Origin of the sequence: Allorhizobium pseudoryzae (assembly GCF_011046245.1) — a bacterium.
Classification (GTDB): Bacteria; Pseudomonadota; Alphaproteobacteria; order Rhizobiales; family Rhizobiaceae; genus Neorhizobium; species Neorhizobium pseudoryzae.
The window spans coordinates 502,212-517,162 of the sequence record NZ_CP049244.1 but is presented as its reverse complement, the minus strand read 5'-3'; the positions used below and the strand labels follow the sequence as shown (position 1 = coordinate 517,162).

Annotated in this window: 16 protein-coding genes and 1 pseudogene; 9 read left to right on the top strand and 8 right to left on the bottom strand. The window is 59.2% G+C overall.

Translation table 11 applies throughout. The features are described 5' to 3' along the window. The first annotated feature begins 5 nt into the window (after positions 1-5). The 3 genes from G6N78_RS21310 to G6N78_RS21300 all read left to right on the top strand — a co-directional run bounded on the left by G6N78_RS21310 (position 6) and on the right by G6N78_RS21300 (position 2,640). Positions 6-494, top strand: coding sequence for a (2Fe-2S)-binding protein (locus G6N78_RS21310; RefSeq protein WP_165223609.1), 489 nt, complete (start codon positions 6-8; stop codon positions 492-494). 16 nt (positions 495-510) lie between these two features. After that, the gene (locus G6N78_RS21305; protein WP_165223606.1) at positions 511-1,311 is read left to right on the top strand and encodes an FAD binding domain-containing protein; all 801 of its coding nucleotides are present in this window, start codon (positions 511-513) and stop codon (positions 1,309-1,311) included. 69 nt (positions 1,312-1,380) lie between these two features. Next, entirely contained in the window at positions 1,381-2,640 is a 1,260-nt protein-coding gene (locus G6N78_RS21300) for an MFS transporter (protein WP_165223604.1), read from the top strand. A gap of 142 nt (positions 2,641-2,782) precedes the next feature. On the opposite strand, the gene G6N78_RS21295 is transcribed toward G6N78_RS21300, so the two are convergent. Then, positions 2,783-3,685 carry a helix-turn-helix transcriptional regulator gene (locus G6N78_RS21295; protein WP_165223602.1) on the bottom strand — a complete coding sequence of 301 codons (903 nt, stop codon included), beginning with the start codon at positions 3,683-3,685 and terminating at the stop codon, positions 2,783-2,785. Positions 3,686-3,775: 90 nt separating this feature from the next. Between G6N78_RS21295 and G6N78_RS21290 the strand changes: the two genes are divergently transcribed. Then, a complete protein-coding gene (locus G6N78_RS21290; RefSeq protein WP_165223600.1) occupies positions 3,776-4,720 on the top strand; it encodes an alpha/beta hydrolase family protein in 945 nt (314 codons plus the stop codon). A gap of 282 nt (positions 4,721-5,002) precedes the next feature. Here the strand turns inward: G6N78_RS21290 and G6N78_RS21285 are convergent, their stop codons facing one another. Further along, complete coding sequence (locus G6N78_RS21285) at positions 5,003-5,596, bottom strand: TetR/AcrR family transcriptional regulator (RefSeq protein ID WP_165223598.1); 594 nt, start codon at positions 5,594-5,596, stop codon at positions 5,003-5,005. Between the two features lie 134 nt (positions 5,597-5,730). On the opposite strand from G6N78_RS21285, the gene G6N78_RS21280 reads away from it, so the two are divergent. Both G6N78_RS21280 and G6N78_RS21275 read left to right on the top strand, forming a co-directional pair. After that, positions 5,731-6,129 (top strand): RidA family protein, encoded by a 399-nt coding sequence (locus tag G6N78_RS21280; protein ID WP_165223596.1) that lies wholly within the window; start codon positions 5,731-5,733, stop codon positions 6,127-6,129. Between the two features lie 42 nt (positions 6,130-6,171). Continuing rightward, positions 6,172-6,780, top strand: a complete 609-nt coding sequence (locus tag G6N78_RS21275; RefSeq protein WP_165223594.1) for an NAD(P)H-dependent oxidoreductase — start codon at positions 6,172-6,174, stop codon at positions 6,778-6,780. A gap of 220 nt (positions 6,781-7,000) precedes the next feature. Here the strand turns inward: G6N78_RS21275 and G6N78_RS21270 are convergent, their stop codons facing one another. The 5 genes from G6N78_RS21270 to G6N78_RS21250 all read right to left on the bottom strand — a co-directional run bounded on the left by G6N78_RS21270 (position 7,001) and on the right by G6N78_RS21250 (position 12,362). Continuing rightward, positions 7,001-8,461, bottom strand: a complete 1,461-nt coding sequence (locus G6N78_RS21270) for an amidohydrolase family protein (protein WP_165223592.1) — start codon at positions 8,459-8,461, stop codon at positions 7,001-7,003. A gap of 68 nt (positions 8,462-8,529) precedes the next feature. Next, a complete protein-coding gene (locus tag G6N78_RS21265) occupies positions 8,530-9,447 on the bottom strand; it encodes a LysR family transcriptional regulator (protein ID WP_165223591.1) in 918 nt (305 codons plus the stop codon). Positions 9,448-9,797: 350 nt separating this feature from the next. Then, a complete protein-coding gene (locus tag G6N78_RS21260) occupies positions 9,798-10,778 on the bottom strand; it encodes an ABC transporter substrate-binding protein (RefSeq protein WP_234906078.1) in 981 nt (326 codons plus the stop codon). Between the two features lie 48 nt (positions 10,779-10,826). Beyond that, positions 10,827-11,633, bottom strand: a complete 807-nt coding sequence (locus G6N78_RS21255) for an ABC transporter ATP-binding protein (protein ID WP_234906077.1) — start codon at positions 11,631-11,633, stop codon at positions 10,827-10,829. An 18-nt stretch (positions 11,634-11,651) separates the two neighbouring features. After that, on the bottom strand, positions 11,652-12,362 hold the full coding sequence (locus G6N78_RS21250; RefSeq protein ID WP_234906076.1) for an ABC transporter permease: 711 nt from the start codon (positions 12,360-12,362) through the stop codon (positions 11,652-11,654). On the opposite strand from G6N78_RS21250, the gene G6N78_RS25855 reads away from it, so the two are divergent. After that, on the top strand, positions 12,361-12,540 hold the full coding sequence (locus tag G6N78_RS25855) for a hypothetical protein (protein WP_234906075.1): 180 nt from the start codon (positions 12,361-12,363) through the stop codon (positions 12,538-12,540). The two genes, G6N78_RS21250 and G6N78_RS25855, sit on opposite strands and share 2 nt — an antisense overlap. Here the strand turns inward: G6N78_RS25855 and G6N78_RS21245 are convergent. Next, positions 12,537-13,667: an aryl-sulfate sulfotransferase gene (locus tag G6N78_RS21245; protein WP_165223588.1), complete on the bottom strand. Its 1,131-nt coding sequence runs from the start codon at positions 13,665-13,667 to the stop codon at positions 12,537-12,539. The two genes, G6N78_RS25855 and G6N78_RS21245, sit on opposite strands and share 4 nt — an antisense overlap. A gap of 170 nt (positions 13,668-13,837) precedes the next feature. Here G6N78_RS21245 and G6N78_RS26080 point away from each other — a divergent pair. Together G6N78_RS26080 and G6N78_RS21240 are read left to right on the top strand one after the other, a co-directional pair. Further along, positions 13,838-13,939 (top strand): annotated as a pseudogene (locus G6N78_RS26080) (LacI family DNA-binding transcriptional regulator); the annotation flags it as partial. A 159-nt stretch (positions 13,940-14,098) separates the two neighbouring features. After that, on the top strand, positions 14,099-14,866 hold the full coding sequence (locus G6N78_RS21240; protein WP_234906074.1) for a substrate-binding domain-containing protein: 768 nt from the start codon (positions 14,099-14,101) through the stop codon (positions 14,864-14,866). The last annotated feature ends 85 nt before the right edge of the window (positions 14,867-14,951 follow it).

The following is a 14,951-nucleotide window of genomic DNA, read 5'->3' as shown; positions in this document are numbered from 1 at the left end:
AATCAATGTCCAGCATTGAACTACGTATCAACGGCAAAGACGTTCGACGCTCCGTCGAGGACCACCAGCTGCTCGTGTCCTTTCTCAGGGAAGACCTGGGCCTTACCGGAACCCATGTGGGCTGCGACACGTCGCAGTGCGGCGCCTGCGTGGTGTCCGTGGATGGCGCGACGGTCAAATCCTGCACCATGCTGGCCGTGCAGGCCCACGGGTGTTCGGTGGCAACGATCGAAGGCGTTTCGCAAACCACATCTCTTCACGCGGTTCAGGAGGCTTTTCAACGGCACCATGCTTTGCAGTGCGGTTACTGCACCGCCGGTCTGGTGATCACGGCCATCGATCTGATCGAGCGAGAAGGCAGCCAGTTGACGCGAGATCAGGTGGCGCATGCGCTGAAGGGCAATCTCTGTCGCTGCACGGGCTATCAGAACATCATCAACGCCATTCTCGATGCGGCGAAGCGTCTCGACGTCGCTGCGCAGGCGGCGGAATGAAAAGGGGAGCATGAAGATGGAACCGTTTTCCTTTCATCGCCTCGGCTCGCAGCAAGCCCGGCTCGCAGCGCTCGAGGCATGCGATGATGCCAGGTACATCTCCGGCGGAATGACCCTGCTGCCATCCATGAAGCTGGGCCTTGTGGCGCCCTCCGACCTTCTGGACGTGACGGGCCTCCCTGGCATGAGGGATATCACCGTGGAGGGACGTTCCGTGCGTGTCGGTGCCGCCGTTACCCATGCCGCGATTGCGGACAACGCCGCCCTGAATGCCGTATGCCCCGCATTGTGCGATCTCGCCAGCCAGATTGGTGACCGCCATGTGCGCAACCGCGGTACCATTGGCGGCGCCGTCGCCAACAATGATCCGGGCGCCGATTATCCAGCCGCCTTGATTGTGCTTGATGCTCGAATAGAGACGGACATTCGCACGATTGCCGTCGAGGATTTTCTGGTCGGCATGTTCGAGACCGCGCTTCACCAGCACGAACTCGTGACCGCAATCACCTTCGATGCGCCGGACATTGCGCGATACGAGAAGTTTCCGCATCCGGCCTCCGGCTACGCGATGGCGGGCGTCTTTCTCGCCAGATCGAACAGTCACTATCGAGCAGGAATCACCGGTGCCTCTGGAGAGGGAGCCTTTCGCTGCGGCGATCTGGAACGGTTGCTGACCACCGGCGCGCCACTGGCCGACATCGCCGAACTTCGTTTCGATGATCTCGATATCTTTGACGATCGCCATGGATCGCGCGCCTATCGGGAAAACCTGATCCGCGTGCTGGCAAGACGAGCAGCCGTCCATTTGAAGGCTTGATGCCACACAGGCCGCGGGACTGGCCGGCCCATTAGTCAGTCCATCAATTGTCATCGGGAGGGAGACAATATGACCAACGATACGATAGCAGTTGTGCCGGGGAGAGGAGGGGCTCCTCTAGTAAAAGATACCAGCCGCCAGGCCGTAGGGGCGACTGCAGCGGCAACGGTGGGGCTGGTTTTCGGGCCAAGCACCTTCCTGCTCTTTTTGTTCGGGGTTTTCGTTGAGCCCTTATCGCGCACCTTCGGTTGGTCGAAACCTTCCATCCTGTTTGCAGCGACGATTGTGTCGCTGATGATCATGGTGATTTCACCGATCCAGGGCTATCTGATTGATCGCTTCGGCACCCGACCGATCGTGCTGGCATCCAGCGTCACCTTTGCGCTTGGCCTGGGCAGCATGTATTTCCTCTCCGGCAATATCATCGGCTTCTACGTGATGTATGCGGTCTTGCCGCTGCTTGGCATCGGATTGTGGCCCGTGTCTTATCTCAGGGTCGTCAGCACCTGGTTCGAGCGGCGGCTTGGCCTTGCAATCGGCGTTGCCAATGGCGGCATCGGTCTGGGCGCGGCCCTCCTTCCGCCGGTCATTACCTTTGCAATCCTCAACGGGTCAGTGCAATGGGCCTATGTCAGCCTTGGCATCATCGTCATCCTGATTGTCCTGCCGGTCAATGCCCTCTTTCTGCACGAGGCAAAGAAGGTGCCTGCCGCCCAAGGCACAGGTGCTGCAATCGCACAGGAGACAGGCGATTTCAAAACGCTCGTCAGAACGCGGGCTTTTATCGTGCTGTCGCTCGCCTTCTTCCTGCTCGGCTTTGTCAACACAGGCCTTGTCACGAACCAGATTTCCCTGTTGATCGATGGGGGGCTAACGCCGCAGAAGGCTGCCTTCGTACAGTCGGTCTTTGGCATCGCTGTGCTGCTCGGCCGCTTCCTGACAGGTGTTCTTCTGGACTATGTGCCAGCAAAACGTCTGATGAGTGCCGTCTGCCTTGGCGGAGCCCTGGCTTGTCTCATCTATGCCTCCGCTCCGGTGGGGGGTCTGGTGTTCCTGTCCGCCCTCTTGATTGGCATGGTTTACGGTGCCGAGTTCGACGTGCTGAGCTATATCATCAAGCGCAGCTTCGGCCTTGCTGCCTTTGGGCGCATCTATGGCACGATCTTCGCCGTGTTTCAGTTGGGCGCAGCCTTGGGCGCAACGCTCCTTCCGCTGAGCCGCACGCACTTCCAGAGCTACGCGCCCGGCCTCGCGGTCTATGCCGTGACCTTGCTGGCGAGCGGGTTGCTTTTCGTGTTGCTGAAGGACAGGTCGACCAAACGCCTTTGAGGCCAGACATCTTCGACAATTGTGTATCGACGATAACAGAACAAAGGATATTGGCGTGCCCGGAAATGCGAATGTTCCGGACATGCCGAAAAGGCTTATCGTGAACACCGTTGACGAAACGGCAGGGGGCGGAGAGAAAGGACTACAGGGGGCCGTCTGTTTTGGCGAAAACCCCCGGCGTGACGCCGACATAGCGCGTGAAAGCGACGCTAAACGCGCTGGCCGAGGCATAGCCAATTTTTGTTGCGATCTCGACCAGCGGCGTCTCTCGCCGGATCAACAGGTCCTTTGCAAGCGCCATGCGCCAACCCGCCACGTATTCCATCGGAGACACGCCCACCTCTCTTCGAAAACGCTCAAAAAATGCCGATCGAGACATGGCGGCGGTCTCTGCCAATGTCTTGACGGACACGTCTTTGCTCGGGTCCTGATGAATGCGCCGCAGCGCTGGCGCGAGCCGGATGTCAGAAAGGCCACGCAACAGGCCGGGAGATGTCTCTGCCGCTCCTGAACTGCGCATCGCATCGATGAAGAGAACCTCCAACAACCGGGCAAGGATCATATCCCGCGCCGCACGTCCGCCGACCATCTCGGCGTGAATCATCGCGACGAGATCCATAAGCCGACGCTCGCCTCGGGCATGTATGATGTCCGGCAGCAGCGAACTTAGCAATTGCTTGTCGTTCGCCAAGAAAGAACAGTGACCCACCATGGCCGTGACATCGGCTGGCGCGTCTGGATCGCCGAGGCGGAAGACGCCGGGGTTGGTCTCCAGCCGTCGCGGCAACGTGCCCGGCGGCGGCGGTTGAAGGCTGCTCATGGTGAATGCGTGAATTTGCGGGACGAGAATGAAATCCCCGGTCTCGAGCATGATCGGCGATCGGCCAGCGATCGTCAGCAGGCAACGTCCTTCCACAATCGTACAATAGAACGGACTTCCAAGCTCACGACGCTCGACCAACCAGGCCCCGCCAGCGGTCACCAGCTTGGCAATCGACGGCATAGGCTTGAGCAATGAGACGATCTCGGCGAGTGGATCGGACATATCTGGACTTTCACGAAATAAATGCGGACGTTCAGATATAGATGATCCAATCTTGTTCGTCCATCTTGGTGGTGCACAAGGAGATCACGCATGACCACGAACAATCTTATCGACATTGCCCGCACCATTCCGACGCCGGATGCCGCTCTCACCATAGCTTACTCGCCGATCCGCCTCGACATGGCTGGGCGGCAGCCTCTGGAACTGCGTCTGACGGCACCGGCAACCGGCGATAACCTCCCCATCGTCATTCTGTCGCATGGGTTCGGGCCGTCCTTCTATGTTCCGTCGAAGGACGGCTATGCGCATATGGCACATTTCTGGGCGGAGCGCGGCTTTGCGGTTATTCAGCCCACCCACGCGAGTTCCCGCGTCGGCGGTCTTCCTGCGGATGCCGAAGGAGCCCCCTTCTTCTGGCGCGAGCGTGTTACGGAGATCAGGACAATCATCGACCGGCTAACCGAGATTGAAGAGTGTGCACCGGCCGTCTCTGGCCGTTTTGACCATAACTCCATCGCGGCGGCAGGACATTCTTTCGGTGGCCATACCATGAGCCTGCTTCTGGGGGCGGAACTTCACGGAGAAAAGTTTCGCGATCCACGTATCAAGGCCGGGATTCTTCTCACGGCTCCGGGCCGAGGAGGGAAGGACCTGACGGAAGAAAACGCTGCACGCTTTCCGTTCTTCGACCTTGACTTCTCAAACTTGACGACGCCGAGCCTGGTCATCTGCGGGGCAGATGACAATCCGCATTTTACGCCCCGTGGTCCGGAGTGGCACGCCGATGCCTACCACGACGGGATGGGTGCGCATGCGCTGCTGACGCTTGATGGCGTGGGCCACGGCCTTGGCGGTATTGCCGGGCTCGACGCCAAAGAGACTGAGATCGAAGCACCGGATGCGCTTGAGGCGACGAAGCGCATGACGCTGGCATGGTTGAGAACTGCCCTGGGCTATGACACCAACGCTTGGTCTTCGGCATGTGCGGCCTTGACAGGTCCGGCGAGCAGCCTTGGAAGTGTTGTTGCAAAATAACCGGATGCCAGAGACCGGGTCATGAAATACGGTTTCGGCAGGTCGAGGCGTGTTAACGAGGCGGGGGGCAAGATAGTACCCCGCCTCCCTGACGTGCTGATCTCCGCTTCGGAGCAACAACCTCACTCCATGGTATGGCGTTTTTGAAGGTGAGGGGCTTTCGTCGGGCGACGCCGTGAGCCGGTCGCCGTTATGATGCCAACGTGGCAAAATCTGAGGCGGCGCAGTCACAACGATGCATTGGTTTAACTGCGATCATCCTGCGCCAAAAAACGCAGCACATCAGTTTTGTTGCACGAGAACCCCGCTGGCGATTGCGCAAAAAGCCTCGACAGCCTTTGCCAGCACCGCGGCAGCATCTTCGCTCGCAGCCACCCAGAGGGCGGCGTTGAGGGACGCGCCGCTGATCAGCCGGGCGGCGGCTTCGGCATCCAGCGGTTTCATGGTGCCATGCGCGATCAGCCGCTCGACGGCTTGCCGTGTCACTTGCAGGCAATTGTCCTGGCTCGGCCATTTGGACGGATCACCCAGCACAGCAGGCCCATCGAGCAGCACAATGCGCTGCACTTCCGGATCAAGCGCCATTTCAATATAGGCTATTCCCTCTGCGAGCAGCGCCTTCCACTCGTCAGGCTCGGTGGCTGCAACCGCCTTGGCGCGAGCTGCCATTTCGGAATCGATCTGATTGACCACAGCGGCAAAAAGCCCGCGTTTGTCCCCGAAATTGTGATAGAGCGCGCCGCGCGTAAGACCCGCCTCTGCCGTCAGCTCATCCATCGAGGCGGCGGCATATCCTTTTTCGGCAAAGGCCTTGCGTGCAGCCGCAATGAGTTTTGCCCGGTTTTCCTCCATCGTTTGTGCACGCGTCTTCGCCATTCCGTCCTCATTTCACATACGAAACGTATTTAATTTGACATACGTAGCGTATGCCATTATTTGACATACGGACAGTATCTGAAATGCATCGCCATTGGAAGCAACTTTGCTGGCACCATCTGAAAGGAAGACCCATGACCACCCGTACAGCCATTTTCCCAGCCCACCGGCACGCGCTTTACCAGCAGCACGGCTACTCTGCGGCCATTCAATCCGGCGACCTGCTGTTCGTCTCGGGGCAGGTCGGCAGCCGTGAGGACGGAACGGCGGAGCCTGATTTCGGCGCGCAGGTTCGGCTGGCATTCCAGAATTTGCGGGAAACGCTGGAAGCTGCGGGCTGCACCTTTGACGACATCGTCGATGTCACGACGTTCCACACGGACCCGCAGAACCAAATCGAGATCCTGATGCCGATCAAGGACGAGTTCTTCCCGGCACCGCCTTTTCCGAACTGGACTGCCATTGGCGTCACTTGGCTTGCCGGGTTCGATTTCGAAATCAAGGTTATCGCCCGCATCCCGAAGGCGGTTTAGCAAACCGCCTGTGATTGAAACGCCTTCAGAAGGAAATCTCTCATGCATTCTCTTATCGTGATCGCTCACCCCGACGCCGGATCGTACACCCATGCCGTGGCCAAGCAGGTGATCGCGGGCCTTCAGGAAGACCCGCAGAACACGGTCGAAATTGCCGATCTGACAGCGGAGGGTTTTGACCCAAGCTATACGGATGCGGATTACCGGGCCTTTCGCGACGGAACAGCTTTGCCAGCCGACGTTGTTGCCGAGCAGGCAAGGATCGACCGCGCTGATCTGCTGATTCTGATCTTTCCCGTTTATTGGTGGTCCATGCCCGCCATTCTCAAAGGCTGGATCGACCGCGTCTTCACCAATGGTTGGGCCTATATCGATGCCGAGGGGCAGGAAACGACCCGTCTTCTCGGTCGGCTTTCGGTGCAGACGGTGGCGATTGGCGGGGCAACGCAGCACACCTATGATAAACGAGGGTATGCTAAGGCACTCCGCACACAGATCGATGAGGGCATTTTCGGCTATGCCGGTGCTCGCAGAATGGGGTTGGACCTCCTGCTTCCGCTCGACGACGCATCTTCCCAGGCCGGTCTTCAGCGGGCGCGTGCGATTGGCGCAAACCTCACTTGCGCAACCCAGGAAGCGGCGGGCGTGTAGCGCACTGGGAAAGACCTGCACCATCCGCGAGTCTTGGGATTATGGTGAGCAGGGCGGGCGCTCCTCTTCGAGATGAATTCGGCCATGGCGCTGAACCCCAAGGTCCCGCGCGTCGGATCCGTCATCCATAACGTCCGTTGCGAGCACGCCTGCCCGAATGACCATGAATGCCATCCGGGTCCTGCGCCTCATGCGATGGTGGCATCGCCACAGACGGAGATCAAAGCGTCGTATCGAGCACCGGCATGTTGGCGCGCTTGCGAATGGCCTCCTGAGCCCGTGCCGCTTTTTCAACAACGGCATGGACATCGACGCCGACCAACTTGCCCTGGCGCTTGCGGATGATGCCGTCAATGATCACGGTATCGACATCCGTCGGCGTTGCGTGCTGGACGACCTGGAAGGCGGGGTTGGTGTTTGCAGCAGGCAGCATGTTGGGCTGGTCGGTGCGCACCAGAATCACGTCTGCGCGCTTGCCCGGCGTCAGCGAACCGATCTGATCGGAAAGGCCCAAAACATGAGCGCCGCTGAGGGTTCCGACGCGAATGGCATCACGATAGCTGAAAACCCATTTCAGGCCCTTGTGGGCAATTCCCAGCAGATCGCCGGTCAGCTTGTTGGCCTCGACCTGCTGGATGCGGCTGGAATTGACCAGGGTTCTCATCCCGGTAAAGGGATCGGCTGGCGACTGGCAGGTGACGTCGATGCTCATGCTGATATTGTCGAGCGGAACGCCGCCTTCAATCAACGCGTAGACCGGCGGAAGCCCCGCACCGATCATCGGGTCCGTGCTGGGGCACAGGGCAACGCCGAGCTTCTTGCCGGCGATCATGGCGACGGCCTCGGGCGCGATGCCCGCACCATGGGTAAAGATAAACTCAGGCCCGATGACATCCGGATACGCCATGAAGCCACCATGGTCGGTGATGGGGCGCAGCTTCAGTTTACGGGCAAGCTCAACCTGCGGCTTAAAATACTCCCCGGCATTGTCCAAGGTCATTCCGAGACCCAACCGGCCCTTTCCATGGGCCGCAATCCAGTCCAGCGCCCGTTGAAGATCGGCGGCGGGGGTCGGCACGTTTTGAATGACGCCATTATAGCTCAGCTTCGCGCGAATGCCAGCTTCCTCCAAAGCTGACAGCTCGGCCTCCACGTCGTCATAGTCTCGCAGGCCGTGCGCCCAGTTATGGCAGGTGGTATATCCGGCATTGATCGCTTCCAGCGCCGCATACTGAACAGCGGTGTGATGATCCTCGACACTGTAATACGGGAGCAGGTCGTGACGGTTGAAATAGTCGGTGGCATCGTTGACCAGGCCCCGCCAGAGACCATCCCACATGTGCCAATGGGTATCCACAAAGCCCGGCAGAACAATCATCTCGGACGCATCAATAACCTCCGCGCCCGAGGCCTCAATACGCTCTGCGACCGCAACGATCTGACCATCCCGGATATGCACATCGCCCTTGACCAGGTCCTTCATGGCAGGATCGACGGGCAGCACATAGCCGCCGCGGATCAGGATCTCACGGGGCGACTTGGCAGCGCCTTTGACGTCTTCCGCTGCAGCCGGTTTCGGCAGTGCGGAGGCCAGAAATGGGCTCAGCAGACCGGCACCCAGCGTCGCCAAAGTATTTCGGCGCGTCATATTGAATTGAGGTGTCTTGCAGTTCTCGCACATGGCTTCTCTCTCCCGGCATGCATATGTTGACGTGTGGAGCGGGAGTTAGCAGCAGGCGGTGCGGGTGTTCAAATCGTTTGCAACGCGAGGCGGTATAAATGGGATTTATACTGTTGCTCCTCCGCCTCCAGATGATGCCTGAGATTGCTGCGCAGCCAGTTCAGCCCCTGATCGCCATTGGCGCGCGAATGCCATTGCATGACGAGCCGGACGGGTGGAATAGGAAAGGGTGGATCCAGCAGCTTCAGGTCCGCAAAGGACATGTAAAGCTCGGCCGTCTTCGCCGGCAACGTTGCCAGCCGCTTCGTACCTGAAAGGAAAAACGGGACAAGGGAGAAGTTATCCAGCTTCACGGCGACTCTTCGCTGGAATCCCATGGACGAAAACAGAGGCTCGGGCAAATAGGGCTTTTGCGGCGACCCGACAAAAACCTCCACATGATCCGCTGCAGCATAGTCCCTTAGGGTGAGGTGGTCCGCCTCGAAGGTCTGGCGGCAGGCAATGACACGATGATCTTCCTCCAGAAGCAGTTCCTTGGGATGGTCCGGCGAACAATAGATTTCCGGAGCAATGATCAGATCGACACGGCCTGCCTCCAGCCGCTCCCCGAGATCTCCATGGGGCGTCGCGATCTCCAGACGCAGCTTCGGGGCCTGCCGGAACACATGTTGCAGCGGCTTTGCCAGGAGGCCCGCGACAAGCGTGTCCGCGGCCAGCAGGCTGAAATCTCTTTCGTCCACGCTCGGATCGAAGGACGGCTGGGTGATGATCGTGCGATCAATGGTCCGCAGCATCTCGAAAACCGGCGTCGCCAGTGTCTGGGCCAAGGGTGAAAGCACGGACTTACCACCGCGGGTAATCAGCAGCGGATCGCTGAAATATTGCCTGAGCCGCGCCAGCGCCGCACTCATCGCTGGCTGGGTAATATTGACAGCATCAGCCGCCCGCGAAACGTTCTGCGTGCGCAACAATGCGTCGAGAGCCACCAGAAGATTGAGGTCAAGCCCCCTATATCGCATCGTTTAGGCCTCGGGAGATGGAAGAAGAGGCCAACGTTTCGGCGTGAAGGCAAGACTTGTCAATCGGCCCGAAAGTCAATCCTGTATCGGGACGTGTTAGGGTCTCTTCCGTCACGATTGGAGCAGCTCTGGCTCTGGTTCGGAAATCAGTCTCGCTGATTGCACCGAAAGCCGCCTGATCATGACGGCCCGGTCCCACACACGTCAATACGCCCATCCAGGCGCGGAATACGTAAAACTCCGTACTGGCTTTTCAATGGAAAAGGCCGCCACTACGGGCGCCCTCTTCATTTCTTGATCAAGGCTTGACCACCGGTTCAAGGCAGATCTACGCGCGCAGGATCGATTGCTTTCAGCGGGCCATCGACCAGATACGGGCGCATGCTGGCAGACGTCGGCGCCTCGGCCTTCACGACGCCCTTGGTGATGATCCAGTTGCCTTGCGATACCATGAGGTCGAGCAGGTTCTTGTCCAGGGTCATGCGGAACTGGGTATCGGCCCACATTGCCTTCAGGGCGTCCTTGTTCGTCGCCCCCTTGAGGTTTGCCAGAACCGCGTCCATGGCCGCATCGGGATCAGCCTTCACATCGGCTTCCGCCTTGGCAAGCGCGCCGAGAAACGCCTGGGTCGTCGCCGGCTTCTTGTCCAAGGTCGATTGGGAGGCCGCGATGATGAAATGCGGCTGATAGGCGCCAACGCGCAATTCCCGGTAGTTGTCCCCGAGGGTTTTCTTGCCCATCTCATAGAAGGTCGGGAAGGTCACTGCCGCCTCGACATCACCGCGCACGAGGGACGGGATGAGGTCGGAGGGGGCGGCATTGATGATTTCTGCCTTGACGCCGGCCGTCGTCAGCACCTGGCTCAGATAATAGTCAACATTGGTGCCAAGCGTGGTGCCGATCTTCAGACCGGCGAGATCGGCGGGGGACTTCAGTTCCTTGAACTTTGCCGAACCGATGATGCGCGACCCCTCATAGCGTGCCAGATCCCCGACAACACCGAATTTCTGCCCGCGCAAGGCGCCGGTTACGGCAGGAAACTCCGCCATGAAGCTGAAATCCACCTGGTTTCCGATCAGCGCTTCGAACCCTTCGCGCCCGCTGGGAAACGATACGATGTTCACGTCGAGCCCGGCCTGCTTGAAGTAGCCCTTGGCCAGGGCAACATCGACCTGAGGGGTCTGGGGATTGGGGCTCCACGCAAAGGTCACGGTTTCGGCAGCAGCCGGAAGAGCAAAGCCCATCATCGAAAGAGTGAAGGCGGCAAGCGCGGTTTTGAGGGAAAGGCGTTTCATCATCTGGTTCGTTCTCCTCTTTTCGGTTTTATGTATGGGGATGGAGGCTGGTCATGCGAGGGCGTAGCTGTCTTCGGCCTGCGGCTTCAGAAGCGCGATGATGTCTTCGCGCATATCGAGAAGGTCGATGTTGTCACGCGAGAGCGCTCGCGGGCGCTGCATGTCGAGCGTGTAGGAACGAATGATGCGACCGGGTGATGGCGACATCACATGCACCTCATCGGCCAACAGCAGCGCTTCATCCACGTCGTGGGTCACAAAAAGCACCGTCATGCGATGCTTTTCCCAGATGCGCAGCAGAAGTTCGTGCATGACGCGCCGTGTCTGAGCATCCAGTGCTCCAAACGGCTCATCCATCAGCAGCACGCGCGGCTCGAACGCCAGTGTGCGCGCAATTCCTACCCGTTGCTTCATGCCGCCGGAGAGTTGTCCCGGATATTTGTCAGCCTGTCCCTCAAGACCGACTTCCGCCAGCGCTGCCATGGCACGGTGGTGAAGGTCTGCCTTTGGAAGGTTGAACCGGGCCAGCCCGAACTTGACGTTCCCCAAAGCCGTAAACCAAGGAAAGAGCGCATACTGCTGGAAGACGACGCCGACCTGACGGCTCGGACCGTCGATAGGCTGGCCATCGATGCGGATCTGGCCTCCGCTCGGCTCCACGAAACCGGCAACGGCATTCAAAAGCGTGGATTTTCCGCAACCGGAAGGGCCGATCAACGCGGTGAACGTGCCGGGCGCAAGTGTCAGTCTGGTCTCAGCCAGCGCAAGCGATGTCGCCTTGCGTGATGAAAAAGTAATGCTGACGTGATCGATTTCGACCCGCCCTTCGCCTGACGGTGCGTGGTTTGGCATGGACATCAACAGCTTTCCTTCCGTTTAGCTTTGTTCCCAGTGGACAAGCCTTCGGCCAATCCAGTGGGCAACGGAGTCAATGAGGGCTCCAATGGCGCCCAGAATGATCAGCAATGCGAACATCCGGTCCGTGCGGATGTACTGGCGCGCTTCCTGCAGGCGGTATCCCAGACCGGACGAGGCGCCGGATAGTTCGGCTGCAACGAGGCTGAGAAAGGCCAGGGCGACACCGAGGCGGATCCCCGCAAGGATGTGCGGCGCGGCGGCGGGAATGATGACGAGGAAGAACTCGCGCACCCGCGAAGCACCGAGCGAGCGCGATGCCCTCACGTAGATCTCAGGGACATATTCCATGCCGTGATGCGTGTTGAACCATACGGCAAGAAACACCGTGTAGGAGATGACGAAGTATTTTGACCCCTCTCCAATGCCGAACCAGACAATGGCAACGGGTACCAGCGCAATGGCCGGGATGGGCCTGAGAAGCGTCATGAACGGGTTGAGAAGCATTCGAACGATGCGGACGCGGCCGGTCAGAAGGCCGACGGCCACCCCCAGAGAGGCGCCGATCAGGAAGCCGATTGCGGCCCGGCTCATGGAGACGCCGATATCGGACCAAAGCACGCCGCTCTCGATCATCTCCAATGCGGCTTGATAGACGGCAACCGGATCCGGAAAGATGGTTTCGGGAAAAGCCCCCGAGCCTGCCACCAGTGTCCAGGCGAGAAGTGCCATGGCAAAGGATGCAAACGGCGCTACGCTCCCCGCCGCGACTGCACGCCCAAAGCCCGCCCATGCCGCCAGCCTGCTCGCCGCCAAGCTTGAACCAGAAGACCTGTCGGTCATGTTTTTGCCTTTCGCTGTCGTGGGGGAGATGAGCCGTGATGCCTTCAGTGTCTTGCTGCTCAGCTAAAGCCAGGAAATGGCCCTGGCCGGATAGCGGTGTGCGCGAAAGACGCTGTTGTGCTCGCCGGTAATGTAGGGACCCACGTCCTTCGGATACGGCGCGAAGAAGGGAATGACATACTCCCAAACCGTTTCTCCCTGCGGCGTAACTTCGAACAGGCGACCAAAGGCGGATTCGCAGATGAAGGTATTGCCGTTTTCCAGCCGCTCTGCGCCGCCCATATAAGGAGAGAAAAAGCAGGGTGCGCACGGGTCTGCATACTGCCAGACAAGCTTGCCCGACGCCGGTTCAAATTCAAGCGCGCGGGAATGAGGGGAGGTCACTCCCTTGCGCAGGTTGCCATTGTCAAAAACAAGAATGTTGCCGGTGCTCGTCTCCACTGGCGTATGCTGCTGTGCCACGACGTCGGGGCCGACGTGCCAGACAACTTTGCCGGTGGCCTTATCGACTGCGATAACACCCGACGTCACGCGCAGGCTCATCAGAATCAGACCATCCCGTGTGACGGACAATCCGTTGATCATCGGCCAGTGCCTGCGGTCGAAAATGGTGTGGACCGGAAAGTCCGCGGGATCGAGATGTTCCCAGGCCTTCCATTCCCAGACGACTTCACCCTTGCGATTGACCTCCGTCACCACGTCGCTCTGAATCACGCCATCCGCACCGTCCTTTCGCTCGTCGCCGCCAATGACGCGGGCGGCGAGGTGTGCTGGCATGGCTTCTGCTGCGGTATAGAGCAGGTTGCCGTTTGGAAGCCATTGCGCATCATGGTGATGGCGCGGGTCCTCGTGACGCCACACGATTTCTCCGTCTGGCGTCGCCTCGTAGAAATCGCCGCCGTGCCAGAGGTTCCACGCGGGATAAAGCTCGAGCGACGTTGCATGGCTGCCGTTATAGCCCAGGTTGCCGTTTGGAAGGATGACGGCATCACGCCCGGCTCTCACAGGCATGGTCCATTGATGGGCAACGTCGCCGTGGATGTCGACGAGATAAACGGCACCGGCAGCCGTCTGGGGCGCAAACAGCGTATAGCCACCGGCAGAACGTGAGCGGTCATGAAGCGTTAATCCCGTTGCTCGGCGGCGGATGGTGACCTGATCGTTTGCTGGTGTACCCTGCAGTTTGTCGAGCATTTCACTCTCCCGTATTAAAACGTTTTACTATTGAATTTCAGCTTTGATGTGACCATTAAAACGTTTTACTATCCTATGAGTCAAGACCATTCGCGGAAAAATGCCTATTTGGTGCCCGTTTAGGCAGTATGCCTATTTGGTGGGCGAAATACGATTAAGGAGACGGCAAAATGAAAAAAATCCAGCCGCGTGTGACCTTGATCGACGTGGCAAAGCGTGCCGGCGTGTCACCGGCAACAGTCTCCAATTGTATCAATGCCGCCCGCTATGTTGATGCCGAGACGAAAATACGGATCGACAAGGCGATTGCTGAACTGGGCTATGTGCCGAACCTCGGCGCCCGGCGCCTGAGGACAGGCAAGGCAAACACCGTCGCGGTCCTCTCCTCCATGCCGTTTGCGGTATCCGCCGGACCTTCCAGGTTAGGATTCATGATGGAGATTGCCGCCTCCGCAGCCATTGCAGCACTGGAGCGGCAGATGTCGCTGGTTCTGGTGCCGCCGGTTGCCGTGGACCATCCGGGATTTCTCAATCTGGAGGCGGACGGGGTCTTGTTCATAGAACCGTCGTCGGACGACCCGCATGTCGCCGATCTCGTCCGGCGCGGAATGCCGCTTGTGACGATTGGCCGGGTTGGGCTCCACAAGGAAGCCAGAATTCCCCATGTGGCTCTCAATGCCACCATGATCACGGAGCAAGCGCTTGCTCATCTTGCCTCCACCGGGGCACGGCAAGTGGCGCTTTTCGTTGGCAAGACCGCAAGAGCATCCTACCGCGACGCGGAAGTCGCCTATCTCGACTTTGCCATGCGCAACAGTATGGCCCCCGTTATCCGTCGCTTGAGTGAAATCGAAGGGGAGGCGGCTGGATACAGGGCCGCGTGCGAGCTTTTGGAACAGACCCCGCAGATAGATGCGATCCTTGTCCCGATCGATACTTTTGCGACTGGCGTGGTTCAGGCTTTGAAGGGAAAAGGCCGGCGCATTCCGCAGGATGTCCGGGTTGTCACGCGCTATGACGGATTGCGCGCCAGAGAGAGCACGCCGAAGCTTACCGCCTTCAACCTGTTTCTCGACGATATCGCGCGCCTGGCACTGACACGTCTGTTTCAGGAAATCGATGGCGCAGACGCCCCGCCCGAAATTTCCGCTCCGGCGCCCGCCTTGATCGTGAGAGAGTCGTCGTACTTAGAGAACTAAAAGGCTTCTTGCTTCCCTGTTATGGTGGAGACTTTGTCGTATGTAAGCATGGAAGCCACACCATCAATTCGCCGGTCATAGACTG

What these genes read in the sequence shown, in the direction of transcription:
- G6N78_RS21310 (WP_165223609.1), top strand. Translation starts at nt 6, where the DNA reads ATGTCCAGCATTGAACTACGTATCAACGGCAAAGACGTTCGACGCTCC.
- G6N78_RS21305 (WP_165223606.1), top strand. Translation starts at nt 511, where the DNA reads ATGGAACCGTTTTCCTTTCATCGCCTCGGCTCGCAGCAAGCCCGGCTC.
- G6N78_RS21300 (WP_165223604.1), top strand. Translation starts at nt 1,381, where the DNA reads ATGACCAACGATACGATAGCAGTTGTGCCGGGGAGAGGAGGGGCTCCT.
- G6N78_RS21295 (WP_165223602.1), bottom strand. Translation starts at nt 3,685, where the DNA reads ATGTCCGATCCACTCGCCGAGATCGTCTCATTGCTCAAGCCTATGCCG.
- G6N78_RS21290 (WP_165223600.1), top strand. Translation starts at nt 3,776, where the DNA reads ATGACCACGAACAATCTTATCGACATTGCCCGCACCATTCCGACGCCG.
- G6N78_RS21285 (WP_165223598.1), bottom strand. Translation starts at nt 5,596, where the DNA reads ATGGCGAAGACGCGTGCACAAACGATGGAGGAAAACCGGGCAAAACTC.
- G6N78_RS21280 (WP_165223596.1), top strand. Translation starts at nt 5,731, where the DNA reads ATGACCACCCGTACAGCCATTTTCCCAGCCCACCGGCACGCGCTTTAC.
- G6N78_RS21275 (WP_165223594.1), top strand. Translation starts at nt 6,172, where the DNA reads ATGCATTCTCTTATCGTGATCGCTCACCCCGACGCCGGATCGTACACC.
- G6N78_RS21270 (WP_165223592.1), bottom strand. Translation starts at nt 8,461, where the DNA reads ATGTGCGAGAACTGCAAGACACCTCAATTCAATATGACGCGCCGAAAT.
- G6N78_RS21260 (WP_234906078.1), bottom strand. Translation starts at nt 10,778, where the DNA reads ATGATGAAACGCCTTTCCCTCAAAACCGCGCTTGCCGCCTTCACTCTT.
- G6N78_RS21255 (WP_234906077.1), bottom strand. Translation starts at nt 11,633, where the DNA reads ATGTCCATGCCAAACCACGCACCGTCAGGCGAAGGGCGGGTCGAAATC.
- G6N78_RS25855 (WP_234906075.1), top strand. Translation starts at nt 12,361, where the DNA reads ATGGCAAAGGATGCAAACGGCGCTACGCTCCCCGCCGCGACTGCACGC.
- G6N78_RS21250 (WP_234906076.1), bottom strand. Translation starts at nt 12,362, where the DNA reads ATGGCACTTCTCGCCTGGACACTGGTGGCAGGCTCGGGGGCTTTTCCC.
- G6N78_RS21245 (WP_165223588.1), bottom strand. Translation starts at nt 13,667, where the DNA reads ATGCTCGACAAACTGCAGGGTACACCAGCAAACGATCAGGTCACCATC.
- G6N78_RS21240 (WP_234906074.1), top strand. Translation starts at nt 14,099, where the DNA reads ATGATGGAGATTGCCGCCTCCGCAGCCATTGCAGCACTGGAGCGGCAG.